General features: G+C 70.8%; 19 protein-coding genes and 1 tRNA gene. 8 read left to right on the top strand and 12 right to left on the bottom strand.

The genetic code is table 11. The features are described from left to right. Position 1: 1 nt before the first annotated feature. Together AB0H71_RS07880 and AB0H71_RS07875 are read right to left on the bottom strand one after the other, a co-directional pair. Positions 2–1,564 carry a DUF2142 domain-containing protein gene (locus AB0H71_RS07880; protein WP_357016380.1) on the bottom strand — a complete coding sequence of 521 codons (1,563 nt, stop codon included), beginning with the start codon at positions 1,562–1,564 and terminating at the stop codon, positions 2–4. Next, the gene (locus AB0H71_RS07875; RefSeq protein WP_357016377.1) at positions 1,561–2,511 is read right to left on the bottom strand and encodes a glycosyltransferase; all 951 of its coding nucleotides are present in this window, start codon (positions 2,509–2,511) and stop codon (positions 1,561–1,563) included. The genes AB0H71_RS07880 and AB0H71_RS07875 overlap by 4 nt, the downstream gene beginning before the upstream one ends. A 96-nt stretch (positions 2,512–2,607) precedes the next feature. On the opposite strand from AB0H71_RS07875, the gene AB0H71_RS07870 reads away from it, so the two are divergent. The 3 genes from AB0H71_RS07870 to AB0H71_RS07860 all read left to right on the top strand — a co-directional run bounded on the left by AB0H71_RS07870 (position 2,608) and on the right by AB0H71_RS07860 (position 5,796). Further along, the gene (locus AB0H71_RS07870; RefSeq protein WP_357016374.1) at positions 2,608–3,150 is read left to right on the top strand and encodes a GtrA family protein; all 543 of its coding nucleotides are present in this window, start codon (positions 2,608–2,610) and stop codon (positions 3,148–3,150) included. 85 nt (positions 3,151–3,235) lie between these two features. Next, on the top strand, positions 3,236–5,137 hold the full coding sequence (locus tag AB0H71_RS07865; protein WP_357016371.1) for a glycosyltransferase: 1,902 nt from the start codon (positions 3,236–3,238) through the stop codon (positions 5,135–5,137). A 59-nt stretch (positions 5,138–5,196) separates the two neighbouring features. Then, positions 5,197–5,796 (top strand): dihydrofolate reductase family protein, encoded by a 600-nt coding sequence (locus AB0H71_RS07860; RefSeq protein ID WP_357016369.1) that lies wholly within the window; start codon positions 5,197–5,199, stop codon positions 5,794–5,796. Between the two features lie 4 nt (positions 5,797–5,800). Here the strand turns inward: AB0H71_RS07860 and AB0H71_RS07855 are convergent, their stop codons facing one another. The 7 genes from AB0H71_RS07855 to AB0H71_RS07825 all read right to left on the bottom strand — a co-directional run bounded on the left by AB0H71_RS07855 (position 5,801) and on the right by AB0H71_RS07825 (position 12,231). Then, positions 5,801–6,652: an NAD(P)-dependent oxidoreductase gene (locus AB0H71_RS07855; protein ID WP_357016367.1), complete on the bottom strand. Its 852-nt coding sequence runs from the start codon at positions 6,650–6,652 to the stop codon at positions 5,801–5,803. A 118-nt stretch (positions 6,653–6,770) separates the two neighbouring features. Then, the gene (locus AB0H71_RS07850; protein ID WP_357016364.1) at positions 6,771–7,526 is read right to left on the bottom strand and encodes a hypothetical protein; all 756 of its coding nucleotides are present in this window, start codon (positions 7,524–7,526) and stop codon (positions 6,771–6,773) included. Positions 7,527–7,582: 56 nt separating this feature from the next. After that, positions 7,583–8,620 (bottom strand): ribosome small subunit-dependent GTPase A, encoded by a 1,038-nt coding sequence (gene rsgA / locus AB0H71_RS07845; protein ID WP_357016361.1) that lies wholly within the window; start codon positions 8,618–8,620, stop codon positions 7,583–7,585. 181 nt (positions 8,621–8,801) lie between these two features. Further along, the gene (locus tag AB0H71_RS07840; RefSeq protein ID WP_357016358.1) at positions 8,802–9,752 is read right to left on the bottom strand and encodes a glycosyltransferase family 2 protein; all 951 of its coding nucleotides are present in this window, start codon (positions 9,750–9,752) and stop codon (positions 8,802–8,804) included. Then, positions 9,749–10,573 (bottom strand): ABC transporter ATP-binding protein, encoded by an 825-nt coding sequence (locus AB0H71_RS07835; protein ID WP_357016355.1) that lies wholly within the window; start codon positions 10,571–10,573, stop codon positions 9,749–9,751. The genes AB0H71_RS07840 and AB0H71_RS07835 overlap by 4 nt, the downstream gene beginning before the upstream one ends. A gap of 7 nt (positions 10,574–10,580) precedes the next feature. Then, entirely contained in the window at positions 10,581–11,408 is an 828-nt protein-coding gene (locus AB0H71_RS07830) for an ABC transporter permease (RefSeq protein WP_357018397.1), read from the bottom strand. Positions 11,409–11,649: 241 nt separating this feature from the next. Continuing rightward, a complete protein-coding gene (locus AB0H71_RS07825) occupies positions 11,650–12,231 on the bottom strand; it encodes a bacterial proteasome activator family protein (protein ID WP_357016352.1) in 582 nt (193 codons plus the stop codon). 231 nt (positions 12,232–12,462) lie between these two features. Here AB0H71_RS07825 and AB0H71_RS07820 point away from each other — a divergent pair, with 231 nt between their 5' ends. Then, entirely contained in the window at positions 12,463–13,665 is a 1,203-nt protein-coding gene (locus AB0H71_RS07820) for a cysteine desulfurase-like protein (protein ID WP_357016350.1), read from the top strand. A gap of 1 nt (position 13,666) precedes the next feature. Here the strand turns inward: AB0H71_RS07820 and AB0H71_RS07815 are convergent, their stop codons facing one another. Then, positions 13,667–14,641, bottom strand: a complete 975-nt coding sequence (locus tag AB0H71_RS07815) for an NAD(P)H-quinone oxidoreductase (RefSeq protein ID WP_357016347.1) — start codon at positions 14,639–14,641, stop codon at positions 13,667–13,669. 103 nt (positions 14,642–14,744) lie between these two features. Between AB0H71_RS07815 and AB0H71_RS07810 the strand changes: the two genes are divergently transcribed. The 3 genes from AB0H71_RS07810 to AB0H71_RS07800 all read left to right on the top strand — a co-directional run bounded on the left by AB0H71_RS07810 (position 14,745) and on the right by AB0H71_RS07800 (position 16,339). Next, a complete protein-coding gene (locus AB0H71_RS07810) occupies positions 14,745–15,920 on the top strand; it encodes an alpha-hydroxy-acid oxidizing protein (protein WP_357016345.1) in 1,176 nt (391 codons plus the stop codon). Positions 15,921–15,949: 29 nt separating this feature from the next. Beyond that, positions 15,950–16,037 (top strand) — tRNA-Ser (locus AB0H71_RS07805). An 83-nt stretch (positions 16,038–16,120) separates the two neighbouring features. Beyond that, complete coding sequence (locus tag AB0H71_RS07800) at positions 16,121–16,339, top strand: type II toxin-antitoxin system prevent-host-death family antitoxin (RefSeq protein WP_357016342.1); 219 nt, start codon at positions 16,121–16,123, stop codon at positions 16,337–16,339. Positions 16,340–16,645: 306 nt separating this feature from the next. Here AB0H71_RS07800 and AB0H71_RS07795 read toward each other — a convergent pair whose 3' ends face one another. Beyond that, positions 16,646–17,761, bottom strand: coding sequence for a nitric oxide synthase oxygenase (locus AB0H71_RS07795; RefSeq protein ID WP_357016339.1), 1,116 nt, complete (start codon positions 17,759–17,761; stop codon positions 16,646–16,648). 166 nt (positions 17,762–17,927) lie between these two features. Between AB0H71_RS07795 and AB0H71_RS07790 the strand changes: the two genes are divergently transcribed. After that, complete coding sequence (locus tag AB0H71_RS07790) at positions 17,928–18,962, top strand: alpha/beta hydrolase family protein (RefSeq protein ID WP_357016336.1); 1,035 nt, start codon at positions 17,928–17,930, stop codon at positions 18,960–18,962. Here the strand turns inward: AB0H71_RS07790 and hisC are convergent. Beyond that, entirely contained in the window at positions 18,959–20,038 is a 1,080-nt protein-coding gene (gene hisC / locus AB0H71_RS07785) for a histidinol-phosphate transaminase (RefSeq protein ID WP_357016333.1), read from the bottom strand. The genes AB0H71_RS07790 and hisC overlap by 4 nt on opposite strands. Positions 20,039–20,074 lie beyond the last annotated feature (36 nt).

The raw sequence follows: 20,074 nt of genomic DNA, 5'->3' as shown, positions 1-20,074 counted from the left end.
CTCAGCCCCAGACCAGCACGTGGTACTTGACCGCGGCCGCGACCAGCGCGACCGCGGTGGCGCCGACGATGGTCAGCGCGGCGCCCCGGCCCGGTGCGGCGCCGTCCGGCAGCGCCAGCCGCCAGGGCAGCCAGCGCAGCAGCACCGCGAAGGTGAGCACCGCGAGCGGCACGAAGTACCTGCCCTGCACGCCGTCGATGATGAAGTAGTCCACCGGCGTGAACGACATGTAGAGCGTCACGTAGATCATGGCCACGTTCGCGAGCAGCACCAGCGCCACGATCAGGGTGCGGCGGAAGGTGGCCGCCTCCGGGCGCAGCCGGTCGCCGATGCCGATGCCGATCACGAAGGCGAGCAGGCAGGCCAGGATGGAGAGCGCGGGCACGTCGATGTAGGCGAAGCCGAGCTCGCCGAAGAACTGGGTGAACCAGCGCTGGTCCCGGCGCGAGATGCTCTCGCCGAACACCGAGACGAAGCCGATCGGGTCGGTGAGGATGCCGCGCAGCTGGTCGTCCGGGCGGACGGTGCCCCACTGGTGCTCCGGGCGCATGAGGCTCATGCCCTCGCCGGTCGGCGCGGCCACCTTCATCCAGGCGGCGAAGAGCAGGCCGCCCGCCGCCGCGAAGACCCAGTGCGTGTAGCGCCAGGCGCCGCGGAAGCCGAGGCGCTCGCCCGGGATCACCACGACCAGCAGGGCGAGCAGGATGTAGGCGGGCTTGCTCAGCGGGAGCGTGAGCGTGGCCGCGAGCAGCGCGGCGGTCTCCGCGCGGCGCAGGCCGTCGCCGAGGAAGAGCGCCTTCACCAGCAGCGCGGAGATCAGGAAGGCGAGCGCGTTGGTCAGGGTGTCGGCGGTGACGGTGCCCGCCTGGAAGACCGCGATCGGCAGCACCGCGACGGCGAAGGCCAGCCACTGGATGCGGTGGGCGCGCAGGGTCCACAGCGCGAAGCCGGTGATCGCCAGGTAGGCGGCCAGCCCCGCGAGCCTGGTCACCAGGGTGGTCGCGCCGACATTCAGGTCGAGCGCCTCGGCCGCGCGCAGGGCGACGGCGTTCGGAATGTACGGGACGGGGGAGTAGGCGGCGGTGTTGGTGAACCAGACCTGGTCCAGCTCTTCGGAGACCGGGGCGGACTTGTAGCGGTCGTAGGCCGACGGGTCGGCGGCCATGGGGTTCTGCTCGTCGCCATTGGTGGTGTAGTCGGTGAGGGCGTAGCCCATGAGGTCGGTGATGCTCTTCGGGACGTCGCCGCCGTAGGCGACGCCCCTGGTGTCCTCGATCTCCTGGGGCAGGAGGCCGCCGTGCGCCACCTGGTACGCGCGGCCGAACTGGGTGATCTCGTCGTGGCCCCAGAAGGGTGGGGTGATGACGGCGAAGACCGCGCCGAACAGTCCGGCCAGGATCAGGAACGCCGTCGTCGCCGGGCCCAGCTTCTGAACGAACCGGCCCGCCCGGCCCTGCCTGCCGGTATCTCGCCCGGCCTCCGGCCGCTCGACCGGTTTGTCCGCAGGGGAGTCCCGCGTAGTGCTGGGCTCGGCCTTCGAGGCGGCGGGTTCCGCGACCGTCACCGGCGGGGTCCGTCGTCGGTGGGCGCGCTGTAGCGCAGGTAGACGAGGCGCGCGGCCTCGTGGCGGGAGCGGCGGATGCCGTCCAGGATGAGCCCGGCGGTCCAGGCCAGGCTGCCGAGCAGCAGCAGGGTGAAGGCGAGGAAGAGGGTGGGGAAGCGCGGCACCTGGCCGATGTCGTAGTAGGTGATCGCGATCGGGATGGCGAGCACCAGCGCGATCAACCAGGCCAGGGTGCCGAAGAGCCCGTAGAAGGCGACCGGCCGCTCGTGCCGCGCCAGCCCGGCGATCAGCTTCAGGATCTTGAATCCGTCGTGGTAGGTGCGCAGCTTGGACTCGCTGCCCGCGGGGCGATCCCGGAACCCGACCGGCACCGCGGTCCGCGGCACCCGCAGGTGCAGCGAGTGCACCGTCAGCTCGGTCTCGATCTCGAACTCGCGGGAGACCGCGGGAAAGCTCTTCACGAAGCGCCGGGAGAAGACCCGGTACCCGCTCAGCATGTCCTCGACGTTCTCGCCGAACACCTTGCCGACGACCCCGTTCAGTACCTTGTTGCCGGTTTCGTGCCCGGCCCGGTACGCGGTGCCCGACTCGTCCTGGCGGCGCACCCCGAGCACGTGGTCGTACGGCCCGTCCAGCAGCGTCTTGATCATGAGTGGCGCGGCCGAGGCGTCGTAGGTGTCGTCGCCGTCGATCATGAGGTAGACGTCGGCCTCGATATCGGCGAAGGCGCGGCGCACCACATTGCCCTTGCCCTTGACGTTCTCCCGGCGCACGATCGCGCCCGCCTCCCGCGCCCGCTCGGAGGTCGCGTCGGTACTCAGGTTGTCGTAGACGTAGACCACGATCCCGGGCACGGCGGCCTGCAGGTCGGCGACGACCTTGGCGACCGAAGCCTCTTCGTTGTGGCACGGGACCACGGCGGCAATGCGAAGCTCGGAGGAGTCCACCCGGGTCAATCCTCGATCTCGGTGGGTCGAACAGGGAACACGGGGAGGGTACAGGCCGGGCGCGCCCACCGCGTGCCCGGTGTACCGTCGGCGAGCGTGTCGTCCCGCGAGTCCGCCGAAACCGCTCCCGCACCCCTGAGCCGCCGCCTGCTGACCGCGCTGCGGCAGGGCAGCGCCTTCCTGGTGGTCGGGCTGATCGGCTTCGCGGTGGACGCCGGGACGTACAACCTGCTGGTGTTCTGGGGCGGCGAGGGCGTCCTGTACCACGCGCCGCTGCCCGCGAAGATCATCGCGATCGGGGTGGCGACGGTGGTCACCTACTTCGGCAACAAGTGGTGGACGTTCGCGCACAAGCAGGGCGGGAGCGCCGCACGGGAGTACCTGCTCTACGCGCTCTTCAATGTGATCGCGATCGGGCTGCAGCTCGGCTGCCTGGCCTTCTCCCGCTATGTGCTGGATCTCTCCTCGCCGCTCGCGGACAATATCTCGGGCACCCTGATCGGCCAGATCGTCGCGGTGCTCTTCCGCTACTGGGCCTACGACACCTTCGTCTTCACCGGTTCCCGGGCCGCGGTGGAGCACGAGATCGACGACGCGCTCGGCGACCGTGCTGGGCAAGCGCCCGGTTCGCCGCGTTGATATCCTCGGGCCCGCCGCGAAGGTATCCAGGGACGACGGTGGCACAGCCCGTCCCGACGGCACGACACTGAATTTCGAGGACTTCATGGATCAGTCGGCTACGCAGGCCGTTACCGAAACGAACGACCGAGCTGTCGCCGAGGCGGCGCCCACCGCGCTGCGCTCCGATCACCGGGCTCCGGACCGCCTGGTGCTGCAGCGGGGAATCTTCACCGGCCCGTCGGCGAAGATCAACGACGAGCTCTACGCCGTCGTCACGAAGGGGCGCGCCCAGCGCGACCGGCTCGCGCTGCACCTGGACAAGGGCGCCACGGTGCACACCAACACCTACTTCGGCCGGTTCGCGGCGGCCTACTGGCAGCGCTGGACCACCGTCACCGAGGTGCAGGTCAACCTGGTGCTCGACGTCGCGGCGGCCGCCCGGCTGCGGCTGGTGGCCTCGGATATCGCCGGGCACCGCCGGATCGTGGACTCCATCGAGGTCTCCGCGAGCGGCCCGGTCAACCTCGGCGCCAAGCTGGACCAGTACGTCGACGGCGGCGCGCTCTGGGTCGAGGCGGACGCGGTCGGCGGCGCGCTCGGCATCACCGAGCTCACCTGGTCTGCCGATGCCCCGGAGCGCATGCGCCCGGTGGCCATCGCCATCTGCACGTTCAACCGCGCCGCGGACTGCGCCGAGACGGTCGCCGCGCTCGCCTCCGACCCGGCGGTGCTCGCCGCCATCGACGCGGTCTACGTGGTGGACCAGGGCACCGACCTGGTCGAGGAGCGGCCGCGGTTCCGCGAGGTGCTGCCGGTGCTCGGCGAGAAGCTGCGCTACATCCGCCAGCCCAACCTGGGCGGCGCGGGCGGCTTCACCCGCGGCCTCTACGAGGTCTCGGCGGTGAACGAGCACGCCGACGTCATCCTGATGGACGACGACATCCTCTGCGAGCCGGAGACGGTGCTGCGGCTCAATGCCTTCGCCAACCTGACCGTGGAGCCGACGCTGGTCGGCGCGCAGATGCTCTTCCTGCTCAACCCGGACTACCTGAACGTCGGGGCCGAGGAGGTGCACCTGGACCGGCTCATGCACGGGCAGAAGGTCGCCAAGGCGCTGCGCAACACCAGCATGCTGAAGAAGAACCAGGAGCGCCGGGTCGACGCCGGGTACAACGCCTGGTGGACCTGTTTGATCCCGGCCGAGGTGGTCGCGAAGATCGGGCTGCCGCTGCCGGTCTTCTTCCAGTGGGACGACGTGGAGTACGGCGTGCGCGCGCGAGAGCACGGTTTCGTCACCGTGACCCTGCCGAACGCCGCCGTCTGGCACGCCGACTTCTACTGGAAGGACTACGACGACTGGGCGCGCTACTTCAGCACCCGCAACTCGCTCATCGTCGGCGCGCTGCACACCGACCTGGACGGGAAGAAGATCACCAAGCAACTCTTCCGCAATATCGCCGAGCAACTGGTGGCCATGCAGTACGGCCTGGTGCACACGACGCTGCAGGGCATCGAGGACTTCCTGCGCGGCCCGGAGATCCTGCGGGACGGCGGAATCGAGGCGCTCGCGCAGGCCCGCGGCCAGCGCGCCGACTACCCCGAGACGATCAAGCACCCGGCCGCGACCCCGCCGGTGCCCGCCGCGCAGATCGCCATCCAGCGCGCCTCCGGCGAGCCGAGCCGGGCGCTGCTGGTGCTGATCAAGCGGGCCATCGGCCAGTGGACCGGGCGCACCCGCCCCGGCCTGGTCGGCATCACCCGCGAGGACGCGTACTGGTGGCACGTCTCGCTCTTCGACCACGTGGTGGTGACCGATGCCTCGCAGTCCGGGGTGCGGATCCGGCAGCGGGACAAGGCCCGTGCCCGCGCGCTGCTGCGCCGCACGCTCACGGTGCTGCGCAGGCTGCGCCGCGAGCTGCCCGCGCTGCAGGAGCGGTACCGGGCCGCGGCGCCGGAGCTGACCAGCCGGGAGAACTGGGAGCGGCTCTACGGCATTCGCCGATGATTTCCGCGGGGGTGCTCCGTCTGCTCCGGTAACCACTACGGATTTCCGAGGAGCACCCCATGCGCAAGATCATCGCGAGTTTCTTCATCTCCCTGGACGGCGTCGTCGAGGACCCGCAGGACTGGCACTTCCCCTACTTCGACGACGCCATGGGCGCCGCCGTCGGCAAGCAGATGGAGACGGCGGACACGCTGCTCATCGGCCGCGTCACCTACGACAGCTTCGCGGGTGCGTGGCCGCAGCGGGAGAGTGACGGCGGCGAGGACGCGGTCTTCGCGAAGATCCTCGGCGATATGCGCAAGGTCGTCGTATCCCACAGCGAGCTCGAGTTCACCTGGCGCAACTCCGAGCAGCTGCGCGGCGACCTGGCCGCCGGCGCCCGCGCGCTCAAGGCCGAGCCGGGCGGCGATATCGCCATCAGCGGCTCGCCCTCGGTGGTGCGGCAGCTGCTCGACGCCGGGCTCATCGACGAGCTGCACCTGCTCGTGCACCCGATCGCCGTGCGCAAGGGGCAGCGGCTCTTCGGCGACGAGGAGAGCACGCAGCCGCTGCGCCTGCTCTCCTCCACCGCCTTCGATACCGGCGTGCTGCACCTGGTCTACGGCCCCGGCGGCGAAGCCCGCGCGGGCGGGTACGACGAGGCCAAGACCCACCTCTGAGCGGTCAGAGGAAGAGGTCGGTGGTGAGCGGGCCGTCGCCGGGCACCACCCGGTACTTCTCCAGATCGGTGATGCCGTGCGCGGCGAGCACCTCGTCGTCCAGGAAGAAATTGCCGGTGGTCTCCGTGGCCGGCGAGGTCAGCACCAGGTACGCGGCGTCGGCGTAGATGTCGGGGGTGCGCGAGGTGGCGACCATCTCCTCGCCGCCGAGCAGGTTGCGCACCGCCGCGGTGGCGATGGTGGTGCGCGGCCACAGCGAGTTCACCGCGATGCCCGCGTCCTTCAGCTCCTCGGCCAGCCCGAGCGTGGTGAGCGACATGCCGTACTTGGCGATGGTGTAGCCGAGCGAGCCGCCCGCCCACTTCGGGTCCAGGTTCAGCGGGGGCGAGAGCGTCAGGATGTGCGGGTTGCGCCCGGCCGCCGCGGATTCGCGCAGCGCGGCGATGCTCAGCTTCGAGAGCAGGAAGCTGCCGCGGCAGTTGATGTCCTGCATGAGGTCGTACTTCTTCATCGAGATCGCCTCGGTGGGCGAGAGGTCGATGGCGGAGGCGTTGTTGACCACGATGTCGATGCCGCCGAAGCGTTCGACGGTCTGCCGCACGGCCTCGGCGACCTGCTCGTCCTCGCGGACATCGCCGACGAACGGGAGCACCGTGCCGCCCGCCTCCGCCAGCTCCGCGGCCGCGGTGTGGATGGTGCCGGGCAGCTTGGGGTGCGGCTTGTCGGTCTTGGCGATGAGGGTGATGTTCGCGCCGTCGGCGGCGGCCCGCTTCGCGATCTCCAGCCCGATGCCGCGGCTGCCGCCGGACATGATGACCGTCCTGTTCGCGAGGGGCTTGGAAGCCTGATCCGTCATCGACTGCTCCTGTCGTGGGCGGGATGTGCCTGCACCAGGGTAGCGCGGTTATGCAATCAGTTGCATAGGGGGTGCGGAGAAAGGGCGCCCGCCCGTGGCGGACGCCCTGGTCACGCCCTCAGGAGCTCGCGACTCCGACCAGAACGATCAGGTTCAGCAGGAAGATGAGCGCGACGAACCCCCACGTGATGTAGAGGAAGAGCAACCCGGGGGCCTTCTGCGGCACCGGGCCGATCGCGCCATTCAGCAGGATCACCACCGGGGCCTTGTAGTACACCCGCGTGCCCTGGCCCGGCTGCACCGGCACGGTCGCCGTCGCCGGGCCCATGTCGAAGAGCCACGGGGTGCTCACCCGCACGTGGTGCTGGCCCGGGCCGACCGGGATGTGGTTCGGGCCCCACCTGGTGACCGGCACCTGCTGCCCGTTGATCTGGATCTTGGGCTTGGTGATGGCGAGGAGGAAGGCGAACGCCGAGTACGAGGCGTCGACCGTGAGGCCGGGGGGATCCGGTTGCGGGAGCGATTGCTGCGGAAGTGCCTGCGTAGCGGGGTATCCCGGCTGTCCGCCCTGATACCCGCCCGGCTGCGGGTACCCCGGCGCGCTGGCCGGGTATCCGCCCGGCTGGGCGTACCCCGCCCCGCCCTGCTGGGGATAACCCGGCGAACTCTGCTGCCCCGCCGCATATCCACCCTGCTGCGGATACCCCGGCGAGCTCTGCTGCGGGTACGCGGGCGCGCTCTGCGGCCCCGCCGGGGCCCACCCGACCTGCGGAACTCCAGGCGAACTCTGCTGCCCGGCGGCGTAACCAACCCCCGGCGAACCGAACGGTGGCGGAACGGAACCGGATGGTGGGTACCCCCCGGGCTGAGCCATATGAGCCTCCTGATAGACCGAATGTGCGAGCCGACCCTACAACGGCGAACCGAGCCTTACTTTCCGGAGCCTCGCTCCCGATACATCCGCCGCTGCTGCCGGTGCACCTCCCGCCACGCCCGCTCCCGCTCGGCCGCCAGCCGCTTGTCCGTCCGCGCCGCCATGTAGGCGTTCTCCCGCAGCAGCTTCCGGTAGCTCGCCAGCCTGCGCTCGGTCAGCTCACCCGATTCCAGCGCCGCCCGCACCGCGCACCCCGGCTCGGTCTCGTGCCCGCAGTCGTTGAACCGGCAGGCACCCGCGAGGTTCTCGACATCGCTGAAGGTCTTCTCCAGCCCGTCGGCGGCATCGAACAACCCGATCCCGCGCAACCCGGGGGTGTCGATCAGCGTCCCCCCGTGCGGCAGCGGCCGCAGCTCCCGCTGCACGGTCGTGTGCCTGCCCTTGCCGTCGCTGGCCCGCACCGCCCCGGTCGCGAACGCCTCCTCGCCGAGCAGCGCGTTGGCCAGCGTGGACTTGCCCGCCCCGGACGGCCCGAGCAGCACCACGGTGCCGTCGAGCACCGCGGTGAGCACCTCCAGCCCGTCCCCGCTGCTCGCGCTCACCCCGAGCACCGTCGCCCCCGGCGCGACCGCGCGCACGGCATCCAGCGGAACGGATTCCGCCGCATCCACTTTGGTGAGCACCACCACCGGTTGCGCACCGCTCTCCCAGGCCAGCGCGAGCAACCGCTCGATCCGCCCGAGATCCACATCGCCGTCCGCGGGCACGCAGATCAGCACGGTATCCACATTGGCCGCGAGCACCTGCCCCGCGGAGCGCCCCGACACCGACGAGCGGCTGATCGCCCCGCGCCGGGGCAGCAACGCGGTCACCGCGAGCGGCAGCAGCCCGGTGGCGGGTTCGAGCAGCACCCAGTCACCGGTGCAGAAACCGGTATCGGCCCGGGGCAGCGAAGCCCTGGCCGGCCCGGAGGGGGTGGCGACATCGCACTCGCCACGATCGGTCCGGATCACCCGGCCGGGTACGGCGCCTTCCGGCACGGTGTACGAGGTGGTGTTCCAGCCATAGGGAATCAACAGGTCGTAATCGACCATGAGGGGGAAGTCCTTCGAGTGGGCGCCGAGCCCGACCCGGACTCAGCGAAGAATGAGTGAGGTGCACGCGCGGCCGAGCCCGGCCACGGCGACAAAGGCCGTAGTCACAGCGCACACCTCCATTCCTCGCTAGTTCTGGTGCCACCCACCCTCGCAGCCCGCCGTCGCGGGCGCAACCGAATTAATCCGGCTTGCCGAACTGCTCGTTGCGCCCGAGCGAGCGCAGCCGGAACCACTCCTTGAGCCCCGCCGGATCTCGCCGCGTCACCAGGAAGAACCAGGAGAACCGGATCCACTCCTGCGGCAGCAGCTTCCGCATGCCGGGCTGGGACATGAGGTAGCCGCGGTTGCGGTAGGTGAAGTACCGCTTCACCGGGTCGTCCGGGTACTGGGTGTGCATCCGCCCGCCCAGGATCGGCTTGAACTCCTCGGCCCCGTTCGGGTGCAGGTACGCGGTCTGCAGGCAGGTGCCGAAGGGCAGCCCGGAGCGGACCAGCCTGCGGTGCACCTCCACCTCGTCGCCGCGCACGAAGAGCCGCAGGTCGGGCACGCCGATCAGGTCGACCGCCTGGGCCGAGACGAGCGCGCCGTTGAAGAGCGAGGCGATGCCGGGCAGGAAGTCGTCGTCGCCGAGCTCCGAGCGCAGCCGCCGCCAGACCACGCCGCGGCGCAGCGGGAAGGCCAGCTGGTCGGGGTCGTCGATATCGCAGACCACCGGCGAGACCTCGGCGAGGCCGTGCTTGCCCGCGCAGGTCAGCAGGGTGGAGAGCACCTCGGGCCCCTCCGGCCTGCCGTCGTCGTCGGCCAGCCACACCCAGTCCGCGCCGAGCGTGAGCGCGTGCAGGATGCCGAGCGCGAAGCCGCCCGCGCCGCCGAGGTTGTGCCGCGACCCCAGGTAGGTCGCCTCCAGCGGCTGCTGCGCCACCAGCTCGGCGACCTCGTCCTCGTTGCCGTTGTCCACCACGATCAGGTGGTCGACCGGCCGGGACTGCGAGCCGACCGCCTTCAGCGACTCCGCCAGCAGCTCCCGCCGCTTGTGCGTGACGACAACGGCGATGATCCGCACGTCCGGCCCCGTGCCCGGCGGCACGAACTCCTCGAACTCCTCGACGCCTTCGGGTAACTCACTCATGCCTGGTTCGGCTCCAGTTCTCTGCCGCCATCGGCCAGCTCGCGCAGTACCTGCGCCACGTGATTCCCCGCCTCCGGCCCCTCGTAGGCGCGCACCACGTCCTCGATTCCCCCGTGCTGCCGGATGCGGCCGTGATCGATCCAGAGCGCGGAATCGCACAGCTGCGCGAGGAATTCGTTGGAATGGCTGGCGAACACCAGAATTCCGGAGCGCGACACCAATTCCTGCAACCGCTTGCGCGCCTTCTTCATGAATTCCGCGTCGACCGCTCCGATGCCCTCGTCGAGCAGCAGGATCTCCGGGTCGATGGAGGTCACCACGCCCATGGCGAGCCGCACCCGCATACCGGTGGAATAGGTGCGCAGCGGCATCGAGAGATATTCGCCGAGCTCGGTGAAATCGGCGATCTCGTCGATCTTGGCCATCATCTGCTTGCGCGTCTGGCCGAGGAAGAGGCCGCGGATGACGATGTTCTCGAAGCCGGAGATCTCCGGGTCCATGCCGACGCCGAGGTCGAAGACCGGGGCCACCCGGCCGCGGATCCGCGCGCTGCCGCGGGACGGCTCGTAGATCCCGGAGAGCAGCCGCAGCAGCGTGGACTTGCCCGCGCCGTTGTGCCCGACCAGCCCGATCCGGTCGCCCTCCCGGAGCGAGAGCGTGATGTCGCGCAGCGCCTCGACCACGACGACGTCGGATTGGTTGCGCCCGATAGCGCCGCCCGCCTTGCCGAGGAACGCCTTCTTCAGCGACCGCGACTTGGCGTCGAAGATCGGGAACTCGACCCACGCCTGGTGGGTCTCGATACTCACACGGTCGGTCATCGGGCTCCTATACCCAGTACGGGACGCGCGAACGGAACTGCTTCATCGCCAGGATCGCCACCACCCAGCCGACCAGCGTGATCACCCCGACGATCACCCAGTGCCGGAGCGCCTGCGGCTCGCCGAGCAGCGGCGCGCGCACGATCTCCAGGTAGTGGAAGGTGGGCACCAGCTCCACCAGCCGGGCCCGCTCGCTGCCCGCCCCCATCTGGTTCTCCAGGGTGGAGGTGGTCCACATGACCGGGGTCAGCACGAAGAGCATGAGCGTGGTGCTGCCCAGGATCGGCGCGATATCCCGGTAGCGGGTGCTGAAGATGCCGAAGAAGATCGACACCCACATGCAGTTCAGGAAGAGCAGCAGAATCGCCGGGATGGCGAGCAGGCTGGCCCAGCTGACGTCCTCCCAGACCCCGAAGGCCACCAGCATCACCAGGTAGATCACCATATTGTGGGCGAAGAAGAGCAGCTGCCGCCAGACCATCCGGTAGATGTGCACGCTCAGCGCCGACGGCAGCTGTTTGATCAGCCCCTCGTTGGCGATGAAGACGTCGGCGCCCTCCAGGATGCTGGCATTGATCACGTTCCAGACGATGAGCCCGACCGTCACGTACGGCAGGAACTCGCGCAGCGGCTGGTCGAGCAGCATCGAGTAGAGGATGCCCATGGCCGTGGCCTGCAGCCCGGTGGCGATGGTGATCCAGAACGGGCCGAGCACCGAGCGGCGGTACCGCTGCTTGATGTCCTGCCAGCCCAGCGAGAGCCAGAGCTCGCGCTGCGAGAAGCCGGTGGCGAAATCGCCGAAGGCGCGCGCGAAGGTCTGGGAGTCGGATTTCATCGGCGGCGCGGAGAGCAGGTCGTTCGCCGCGGGGGCGGCGGTGTCCCTGTCCGCCGGCGCGGCGGCGTCCTCCTCCGCTGGCGCGGAGGTATCCACCGCCGGGGCGGTATTCTCCCGGTCCGAGTCGGGGCGAGCAGCAGCTGCGGGCACGGTGCCAGACCTTACCCCGGCGCGCCCGCCCGCCGGGATGCCGCCGGGTGCATCGGCGGCCGCTCCCGTGCGGCACTGATCGGTCTGTTTCTCAGAGATACTGCCCAGCACCCCCGGTGGCCTGGGTATGCGGCCCGGCGCCGCGCAAGTCGGCGGCCGTGAGGCCGGGCGGCAGCGCGCCCTGGCGCATCTGCTCCAGCTGCGCCCGCGCCGCCATCTGCTGGGCGAAGAGCGCGGTCTGGATGCCGTGGAAGAGCCCCTCCAGCCAGCCGACCAGCTGCGCCTGCGCGATCCGCAGCTCGGCGTCGGTGGGCACGGTGTCGTCGGTGAAGGGCAGCGTCAGCCGCTCCAGCTCGTCCCGCAGCTCGGGGGCGAGCCCCTGCTCCAGCTCGCGCACCGAGGACTTGTGGATCTCCTTGAGCCGATTGCGGCTGGCATCGTCGAGCGGGGCGGCGCGCACCTCCTCTAGCAACTGCTTGATCATGGTGCCGATCCGCATCACCTTCGCGGGCTGCTCGACCATGTCCGCGAGTGACTCGCCCGCTTCTTCCTTCTGCTCCTGGTCGTCGGATTCCGGGGCGTCGGCGGCGCCCGCCTCGACGGGAATGCTCAGCGGCCGGCCGTCCGGACCGATCACGACGACGGAATTCGGGGTCTCGTCCGATGGCGTCATGTTCTCCATCATGTCGTGTGCCCGGCGGCGTGACCACCTGACCTGTACCCACCTCCGGTTACGGCCCGGCGTTCTATCCTGTTCGGGTCGCGAGCAAACGCCATTCCTGCGGAAAGCCGATTGTCATGCCGAGTCGATTGCCATGCTGATTCCCAGGTCGCCCTACTCCGCGGTACGGAAGCGGGGCAACGTGGTTACCCAGCCTCGGTCGCTGCCCTTAGAGTGGCCGACATGACTTACGACGTCGCGAGGGTGCGGGGCCTCATTCCGTCCCTGGGCGACGGCTGGATTCACCTCGATCCGCAGATCGGGATGCTGGTGCCGGACTCGGTCTCGCGCGCGGTCTCGACCGGATTTCGTACGTCGTCCTTCTCCCATACCGGCAGGCATCCGGCGGCCGCGCGCAGCGCCGGAATTCTGGAGGCGGCCAAGGTCGCGGTGGCCGATCTGGTCGGCGGCGACCCGGCGGGCGTGGTACTCGGCCCCGACCGCGCGGCGCTGCTCGCCTGGCTGGCCGAATCGCTCAGCTCCCGGCTCGGGCTCGGCACCGGCATCGTGCTCTCCCGGCTGGACGACGAGGCGAATGTCGCGCCCTGGCTGCGCATCGCCAACCGGTACGGCGCGCACGTGCGCTGGGCCGAGGTGGAGATCGAGACCTGCGAGATGCCCGCCTGGCAGTTCGAGGAGCTGATCGGCCCGACCGCGCGGCTGGTCGCGCTCACCGCCGCCTCGCCGATCGTCGGCTCGGCGCCCTCGGTGCGGGTCGCCGCCGACCGGGTGCACGAGGTGGGCGGGCTGCTTGTCGCCGATGCCTTCGGCGCCGCGCCCTACGCGCTCATCGATATCGAGGAGCTGAACGCCGACGTGGTCGCGCTGAGCGCGCCGTCCTGGGGCGGGCCGCAGGTCGGCGCGCTGGTCTTCCGCGACCCGGCCTTCCTGGACCGGATCCCCTCCATGTCGCTCAACCCCTACGCCAAGGGCTCCGAGCGGCTCGAGGTCGGGGGCCACCAATACGCGCTGCTCTCCGGGCTGACCACCTCGATCGACTTCCTCGCCGGGCTGGACGAGCGCGCCCGCGGCACCCGCCGCGAGCGGCTGGAGCTCTCCATCACCTCGCTGCAGGACTACCACGACCAGCTCTTCGAGCACCTGATGGAGGTGCTGGACCGGATCGCCGGGCTCACCGTGATCGGCCGCGCCTCCACCCGCATCCCCACGGTGAGCTTCACCGTCGCCGGAATGCAGGCGGAGAAGGTCGCGGCCAAGCTGGCCGACGCCAGGATCGGCACCGTCAGCGGAATCCACGGCGGCAGCAGGCTGCTCGACGCGCTCGGGGTGAACGACGAGGGCGGCGCGGTGACCGTCGGGCTCGCCCCGTACACCACCAGGTTCGAGATCGACCAGCTCGGCCGGGCCCTGACCGCGCTGGAGTGAACTAGCCGAGCGTGAGCAGCACCTTGCCGACGGTGTCCGCGCCGTCGAGCAGCCGGTGCGCCTCGGCCGGGTCGCTCACCTCGGCGTGGATCACCGGGACGATCGCGCCCGCCGCCACCAGCGGCCAGACCCGCTCGCGCACCCCCGCGATCACCTCGGCCTTGCTGCCCGGCCCGGTGGCGGGTCTGCCGCGCAGGTTCGTCGCGTGGATCGTGCCCCACTTGCGCAGCAGCGCACCGAGATTCAGCTCTGCATTGACGCCGCCCTGCATGCCGATCACCACCAGGTGGCCGTGCGGGGCCAGCGCCTCCACATTGCGGGGCAGGTAGGCGGCGCCCATATTGTCCAGGATCACGTCGGCGCCGCCGTGCTCCCGCAGCACCTCCACGAAGTCCTGGTTCTTGTAGTCGATCGCGATATCGGCGCCGAGCTCGACGCAGCGCGCGAGCTTCCCGGCCGAGCCCGCGGTGACCGCGACCCGCGCCCCGAGCGCCTTCGCCAGCTGGATGGCGTGCGTGCCGATCCCGCTGCCGCCGCCGTGCACGAGCAGCAGCTGCCCCGCGCGCAGCCCCGCGGTGCTCACCAGGTTCGAGTACACCGTGGCCGCGACCTCGGGCAGCCCGGCCGCGGCGGCCAGGTCCAGCCCCTCCGGCACCGGGAGCAGCTGACCCGCCGGCACCGCGACCCGCTCGGCGTAGCCACCGCCGGAGAGCAGCGCGCAGACCCGGTCGCCCACCGACCAGCCGGTCACGCCGTCCCCCAGCTCGGCGATCACCCCCGAGCACTCCAGCCCGAGCGTCTCGCTCGCCCCCGGCGGCGGCGGATAGTTGCCCTGCCGTTGCAGCAGATCGGCCCGGTTCACCCCGGCCGCGGCCACCTCGATCAGCACCTCGCCGTGGCCGGGGGTGACATCGGGCGCCTCGCCCCACGTCAGTACCTCCGGGCCACCGAATCCGTTCACTCGCACAGCGCGCACGGTTCCATCCTGCCCGGTCTGCGCCGGATCATGCCGCAGACCCGCGTTCGCCGCTCCGCGCGGGGGGCTGCGCGAACCACGCCGACGGACTAGCGTTCCCCGCGTGAGCAGCTTCGTCGACTTCCAGAACGAGATCTACCTGGGCGGACTCGGCGGGTTGCGCCCGGATCTGCCGATGACGGCGGCCGGGCTGGCCGAGCGGGCACGGCGCGAGCTGCCGCCGGAGGCGTACGCCTACGTGGCGGGCAGCGCCTCCGCCGAGCGCACCGCCGCTGCCAACGAGTCCGCCTTCGACCACTACCGGATCCTGCCCCGGATGCTGCGCGGCACCACCGCCCCCGGCGCCCGCGACCTCTCCGTCGAGGTGCTCGGCACCCGGCTGGCCGCGCCGGTGCTCACCGCCCCCGTCGGCGTCCTGGAGTTGCTGCACGAACGCGGCGAGGTGCTGGTCGCCGAGGCCACGAAGGAACTCGGGCTCGGCATGGTGCTCTCCACCGCGTCGTCCTGCACCATCGAGGAGGTCGGCGCCGCCGCGGGCGACTGGTGGTACCAGCTCTACTGGCCCGCCGACGACGAACTCGCCCGCTCCTTCGTCACCCGCGCCGAAGCCGCCGGGGCCAAGGCCATCATCGTCACCGCCGACACCCCCGCGCTCGGCTGGCGCCCGCGCGACCTCGAGCACGCGCACCTGCCCTTCCTGCTCGGCAAGGGCATCGCCAACTACCTCTCCGACCCCGTTTTCCGCGCCAAGCTCGGCACCCCGCCCGAGGAGAGCGAGGACGCGCTGCGGATGGCCATCCTCACCTGGATCGGGCTCTTCGGCAACCACGCCCTGCGCCCCGCCGACCTCGCCGAACTCCGCGAGTGGACCGACCTCCCGATCGCCGTCAAGGGGCTGCTGCACCCCGACGACGCCCGCCAGGCGGTCGACGCGGGCGCCGACGCGGTGATCGTCAGCAACCACGGCGGCCGCCAGGTGGACGGCGCCATCGCCGCGCTCGACGCGCTCCCCGCCGTCGTCGCCACCGTCGGCGACCGCGCCGACGTGCTCTTCGACTCCGGCATCCGCACCGGCTCCGACGCGCTCATCGCGCTGGCGCTCGGCGCCAAGGCCGTCCTCTACGGCCGCCCCTGGGCCTACGGCCTCGGCCTGGCCGGCCGCGACGGCGTCCGCCACGCGCTGCGCGTGCTCCTGGCCGACTTCGACTCCGCCCTCGGCCTTTCCGGCGTCGCCGCCGTCACCGGGCTCGACCGCTCGCTGCTCTCCATCGTCCGCTGAGCGGGCCGTCCGTTACCATCGACAGCACTGGAGACGTGGCAGAGCGGCCTAATGCACTCGCCTTGAAAGCGAGAGTCGCGAGAGCGACCGGGGGTTCAAATCCCTCCGTCTCCGCCAAGGGCGAGCTACTCGAATCCGGGATTCGCGTCCGACCTCGTAGCTTTCTGTACACCGTGTAGCAGTTCGGGTAACGGAGGAGCATGAAGACGATCCAGCAACGCGACCTCCGCAACGACAGCGGCCAGGTCCTCGCTGCGGTCGAAGCCGGCGAGAGCTTCACCATCACTCGTAATGGCAAACCGGTCGCCGAGCTCGAGCCCCTGACACGGCGAACCTTCGTGCCGGTGGCAGAACGCGCCCGCACCAGCGCCCGCTTGCCACGCATCGCCTACGACGAGTGGCGTGCCGACGGTGAGTGAACCCGCCGTCTCTCGGCACGTGCTACTCGACACGTCTGTTCTCATCGACTACTCCGGGGTGCACTCGGCCCTGCCCGATGAGGCATAGGCCGCCATCAGTGCGATAAGTCTTGCCGAGCTCGCTGCCGGACTTCACTCCACCAAAGCTCCGGCGAAGCATGCCCAGCGCCAACTCCGGTTCCAGTGGGTGGCGAGGTCGTTCAACCCGCTCGCGTTCGACGGCGAGACGGCGAACGTGTACGGGTCGTTGGCTTTTCTTCTCGAGCAGGTCGGGCACAAACCGCGAGGACCAGTGGCTGACTTCAATTACCTCCGCAACACGAAATTCGGCCGTAACTCCGGCTCGGGCTCATCGAAGTACCGGTGGAACGTCGGCACCAGCCCCGACGACAGCGGCGGATTGATCCAGGACCAGTCGGTGGGGCACCGCCGCCCGGCAGCCGCCTCCTTCTCGACGTGCTCGCAGAACTGCTTCGCCACCGTGTGGTGATCCACCATCGCCACCCGCGCGACCCGGAAACTGTGCAGCACGGCCCGATTGAGCTCGATGAGCGCCCGATCCCGCCACATCGTGCGCGGGTGCGAGGTATCGAGCCCGAGGTGCGCGGCGACGGCCGGGAGCATGTCGTACCGCTCCGGGTCGGCGAGGTTGCGGGCACCGATCTCGTATCCGACGTACCAGCCGTTGAAGGGGGCGAAGGGGTAGGTGACGCCGCCGATCTCCAGGTCCATATTGGCGACGGCGGGGAGGGCGTGCCACTTCAGGTCGAGGTCGGCGAACCAGGCGTGCTCGGGGTGCTCGATGCGCACCTCGCGGACCAGGTCGGCGGGGATGTCGAAGCGGGCGAGCGGCTCGTCGGGGGTGCTGATGAGCAAGGGGAGGACGTCGAATCGGGTGCCCGCTCCGCGCCAGCCGGTGCGCAGCGCCAGGTCGGTGATCTCGACGCTCGCGGGGTCGCCGGTGACGGTGCCGTCCGGGTTGCGGTACCCGGCGTAGCGGATGAGCTGGGAGTTCAGGATCCGGTACGCGCCGCCGTCGCGGCGGCACGGCGGGCCGACGGTGATGGTGGACTGGATGGCGCCGTTGTTGGTGGCCTCGTGCAGGTGCCGGAAGCAGGCGTCGGCCAGTTCGCGGGCGGTGCGCGCCTGCCTGGCGTCGATGAGTTTGAGTGAGCGCCAATGCTTCCGGCCGACACAGCGGGCGTGGTTGCGCCAGGCGAGGCGGGCGCCGATCAGCACTTCCTCCGGGGTCTGCGTGTAACTGCCGTTGAAGCGCAGCTCGAGGGCGGCGCCGACGCCGCGCTCCGAGGTGAGGTGCGCCAGCTCGGGCAGGCGGAAGAAGTCGAGGCACTCGCGCAGCCGGCGCGGCAGGTCGGAGACGACCGGCGGTTCGGGTGGCGACAGGGGTAACGCTGAACTCACAGTTGTCTCCGGCGGTGGGAACTGACCGAGATCGAGCACAGGGAGCCACCACCATAAGCGGGGTCGCGCGGGTTGGCGGGATGATACCGGTCTGTCCGTACCCCTAACGATGTAGACACGCTATGAGTGACCGGTCGGTCTCCGTGGCTCTGGCAGGATGGCCGTTATGCGTGGTTCTGTTCTGCGGCGATGTTGCGCCGGCGCCGTCGTCACCCTCGCGTTCGCGACCGGCGCGGCCGCGGCACAGGCCGCACCGGACTCCGGCTCCGCCGCGGCACCGGCACCCGCCGAGCAGTCCTCGGCCACAGCCCCGCCGACCACCCCGGCGATCCGCCGGATCGAGCCGGTGGACGACCGCAGGGTCCGCGTCTTCGTCGACTCGCCCGCCATGCAGCGCGAGGTCGAGGTGATCGTGCTGCTCCCGCGCGACCGCTCGCAGCCCCGCCCCACCGTCTACATGCTGGACGGCCGCAGCGCCGAGCCGGACACCAACAACTGGCTGGAGAAGGGCGGCGCCGCGGCGTTCTACGAGGACAAGCCGGTGAACGTGGTGTTCACCGTCGGCGGCCCGGCCAGCTTCTACACCGACTGGCAGCAGCCGGACCCGGTCCTCGGGCTGAACCGCTGGGAGACCTTCCTCACCGCGGAGCTGCCGCCCGCCATCGACGCCGGGTTCGACGGGAACGGCTGGAACGCGGTCGCCGGCGTCTCCATGGGCGCCGAGGCGGCCATGATGCTCGCGATCCGGCACCCCGGGCTGTACCGCTCGGTGGCCGGGTACAGCGGCTGCTTCAGCATGGGCACCGATCTCGGGCAGGCCGAGGCGCGCGCGGTGATCGCGACCTACGGCGGCGACCCGGACAATATGTTCGGCCCGTCCGACCACCCCGACTGGCTCCAGCACGACGTGGTGCTGCACGCGGAGGCGCTGCGCGGCAAGACCATCTACCTCTCCGCGGGCAGCGGCATCCCCGGCGTCTACGACGGCCCGGACAACCCCGACTACCCGGGCAATATCGGCCTCGGCGGCCCGCTGGAGGCGGGCACCGGCAACTGCACCCGCAGGCTCACCGCCCGCCTGCAGGAGCTCGGCATCGGCGTGACCACGCACTTCCGCGCCACCGGGACGCACTCCTGGCCGTACTGGGCCGACGAGCTCGCGGTCTCCTGGCCGACCGTCGCGGCCGGGATCGGGCTCTAACCGGCGAAGCGGGCGCGCACCGCGGCGCCGGTCGCGAAGGTCAGGAACTGATCGTTCTCGTGCGGGTCGCCGGTGGTCACCCGGACCCCGTCGGCGCCGTACGGCCGCACCAGCACCCCGGCCGCGGCCGCCGCCTCGGCGAACGCCGCATTGTGCTCGCCGAGCGCCAGCCAGACGAAGTTCGCCTCGCTCGGCGGCACCGGGTACCCGGCGGCGAGCAGGGCGTCGCGCACCCGGTCGCGCTCGGCGATCAGCGCGCCGGTGCGGTCGAGCAGCTCGGGGCGGGCCTCCAGCGAGGCGATGGCAGCGGCCTGCGCCACCCGGTTCACGCTGAACGGGATGTGCACCTTCATCAGCGCGGTGATCACCGCCGGGTCGCCGACGGCGTAGCCGACGCGCAGCCCGGCCAGGCCGTACGCCTTCGAGAAGGTGCGCAGCACCACCACGTTCGGCCGGTCGCGGGCGATCTCGACGCCGTCCGGGTGGTCCCCCGGGGTCAGCCGCAGGTACTCGAAGTACGCCTCGTCCAGCACCACGAGCACGTGCGCGGGCACCGCGTCCAGGAAGCGCTCCAGCGCGGCCCTGCCGTGCGCGGTGCCGGTGGGGTTGTTCGGGTTGCAGACGAAGATCAAGCGGGTGTGCTCGGTGACCGCCGCCGCCATGGCGTCCAGGTCGTGCGTGAGCTCGGGGGTGAGCGGCACCGGCACCGCGGTCGCATTGCCCACCTGGGTGACGATCGGGTACGCCTCGAACGAGCGCCACGCGAAGATCACCTCGTCGGCCGGGGAGCCGCAGGTGATCTGCACCAGCTCCTGGCAGAGCGCGACGCTGCCGCAGCCCGCCGCCACCCGCTCCGCCGGCACCCCGAGAAACGCGGCCAGCGCGGTGCGCAGCTCGACGGCGTGGTTGTCCGGGTAGCGGTTCGCCAGCTCGGCCGCCTCGGCGATCGCCTTCGCCGCGGCGGGCAGCGGACCGAGCGTGGTCTCGTTGCTGGCCAGCTTGGTCGCGCCCGGGTGATCCCGGCCGGGGACGTAGGCGGGGATGGTGGCGAGGTCGGGGCGGATGTGCGCGGTCACCCTCCCAGCCTAGGCGGCGTCTACCGCCCGCCGACA

The organism is Nocardia sp. NPDC050697, from assembly GCF_040654395.1.
Lineage (GTDB): Bacteria > Actinomycetota > Actinomycetes > Mycobacteriales > Mycobacteriaceae > Nocardia.
Note: the sequence above shows the minus strand (reverse complement) of the source record. Positions and strands in the feature narration are given on the sequence as shown.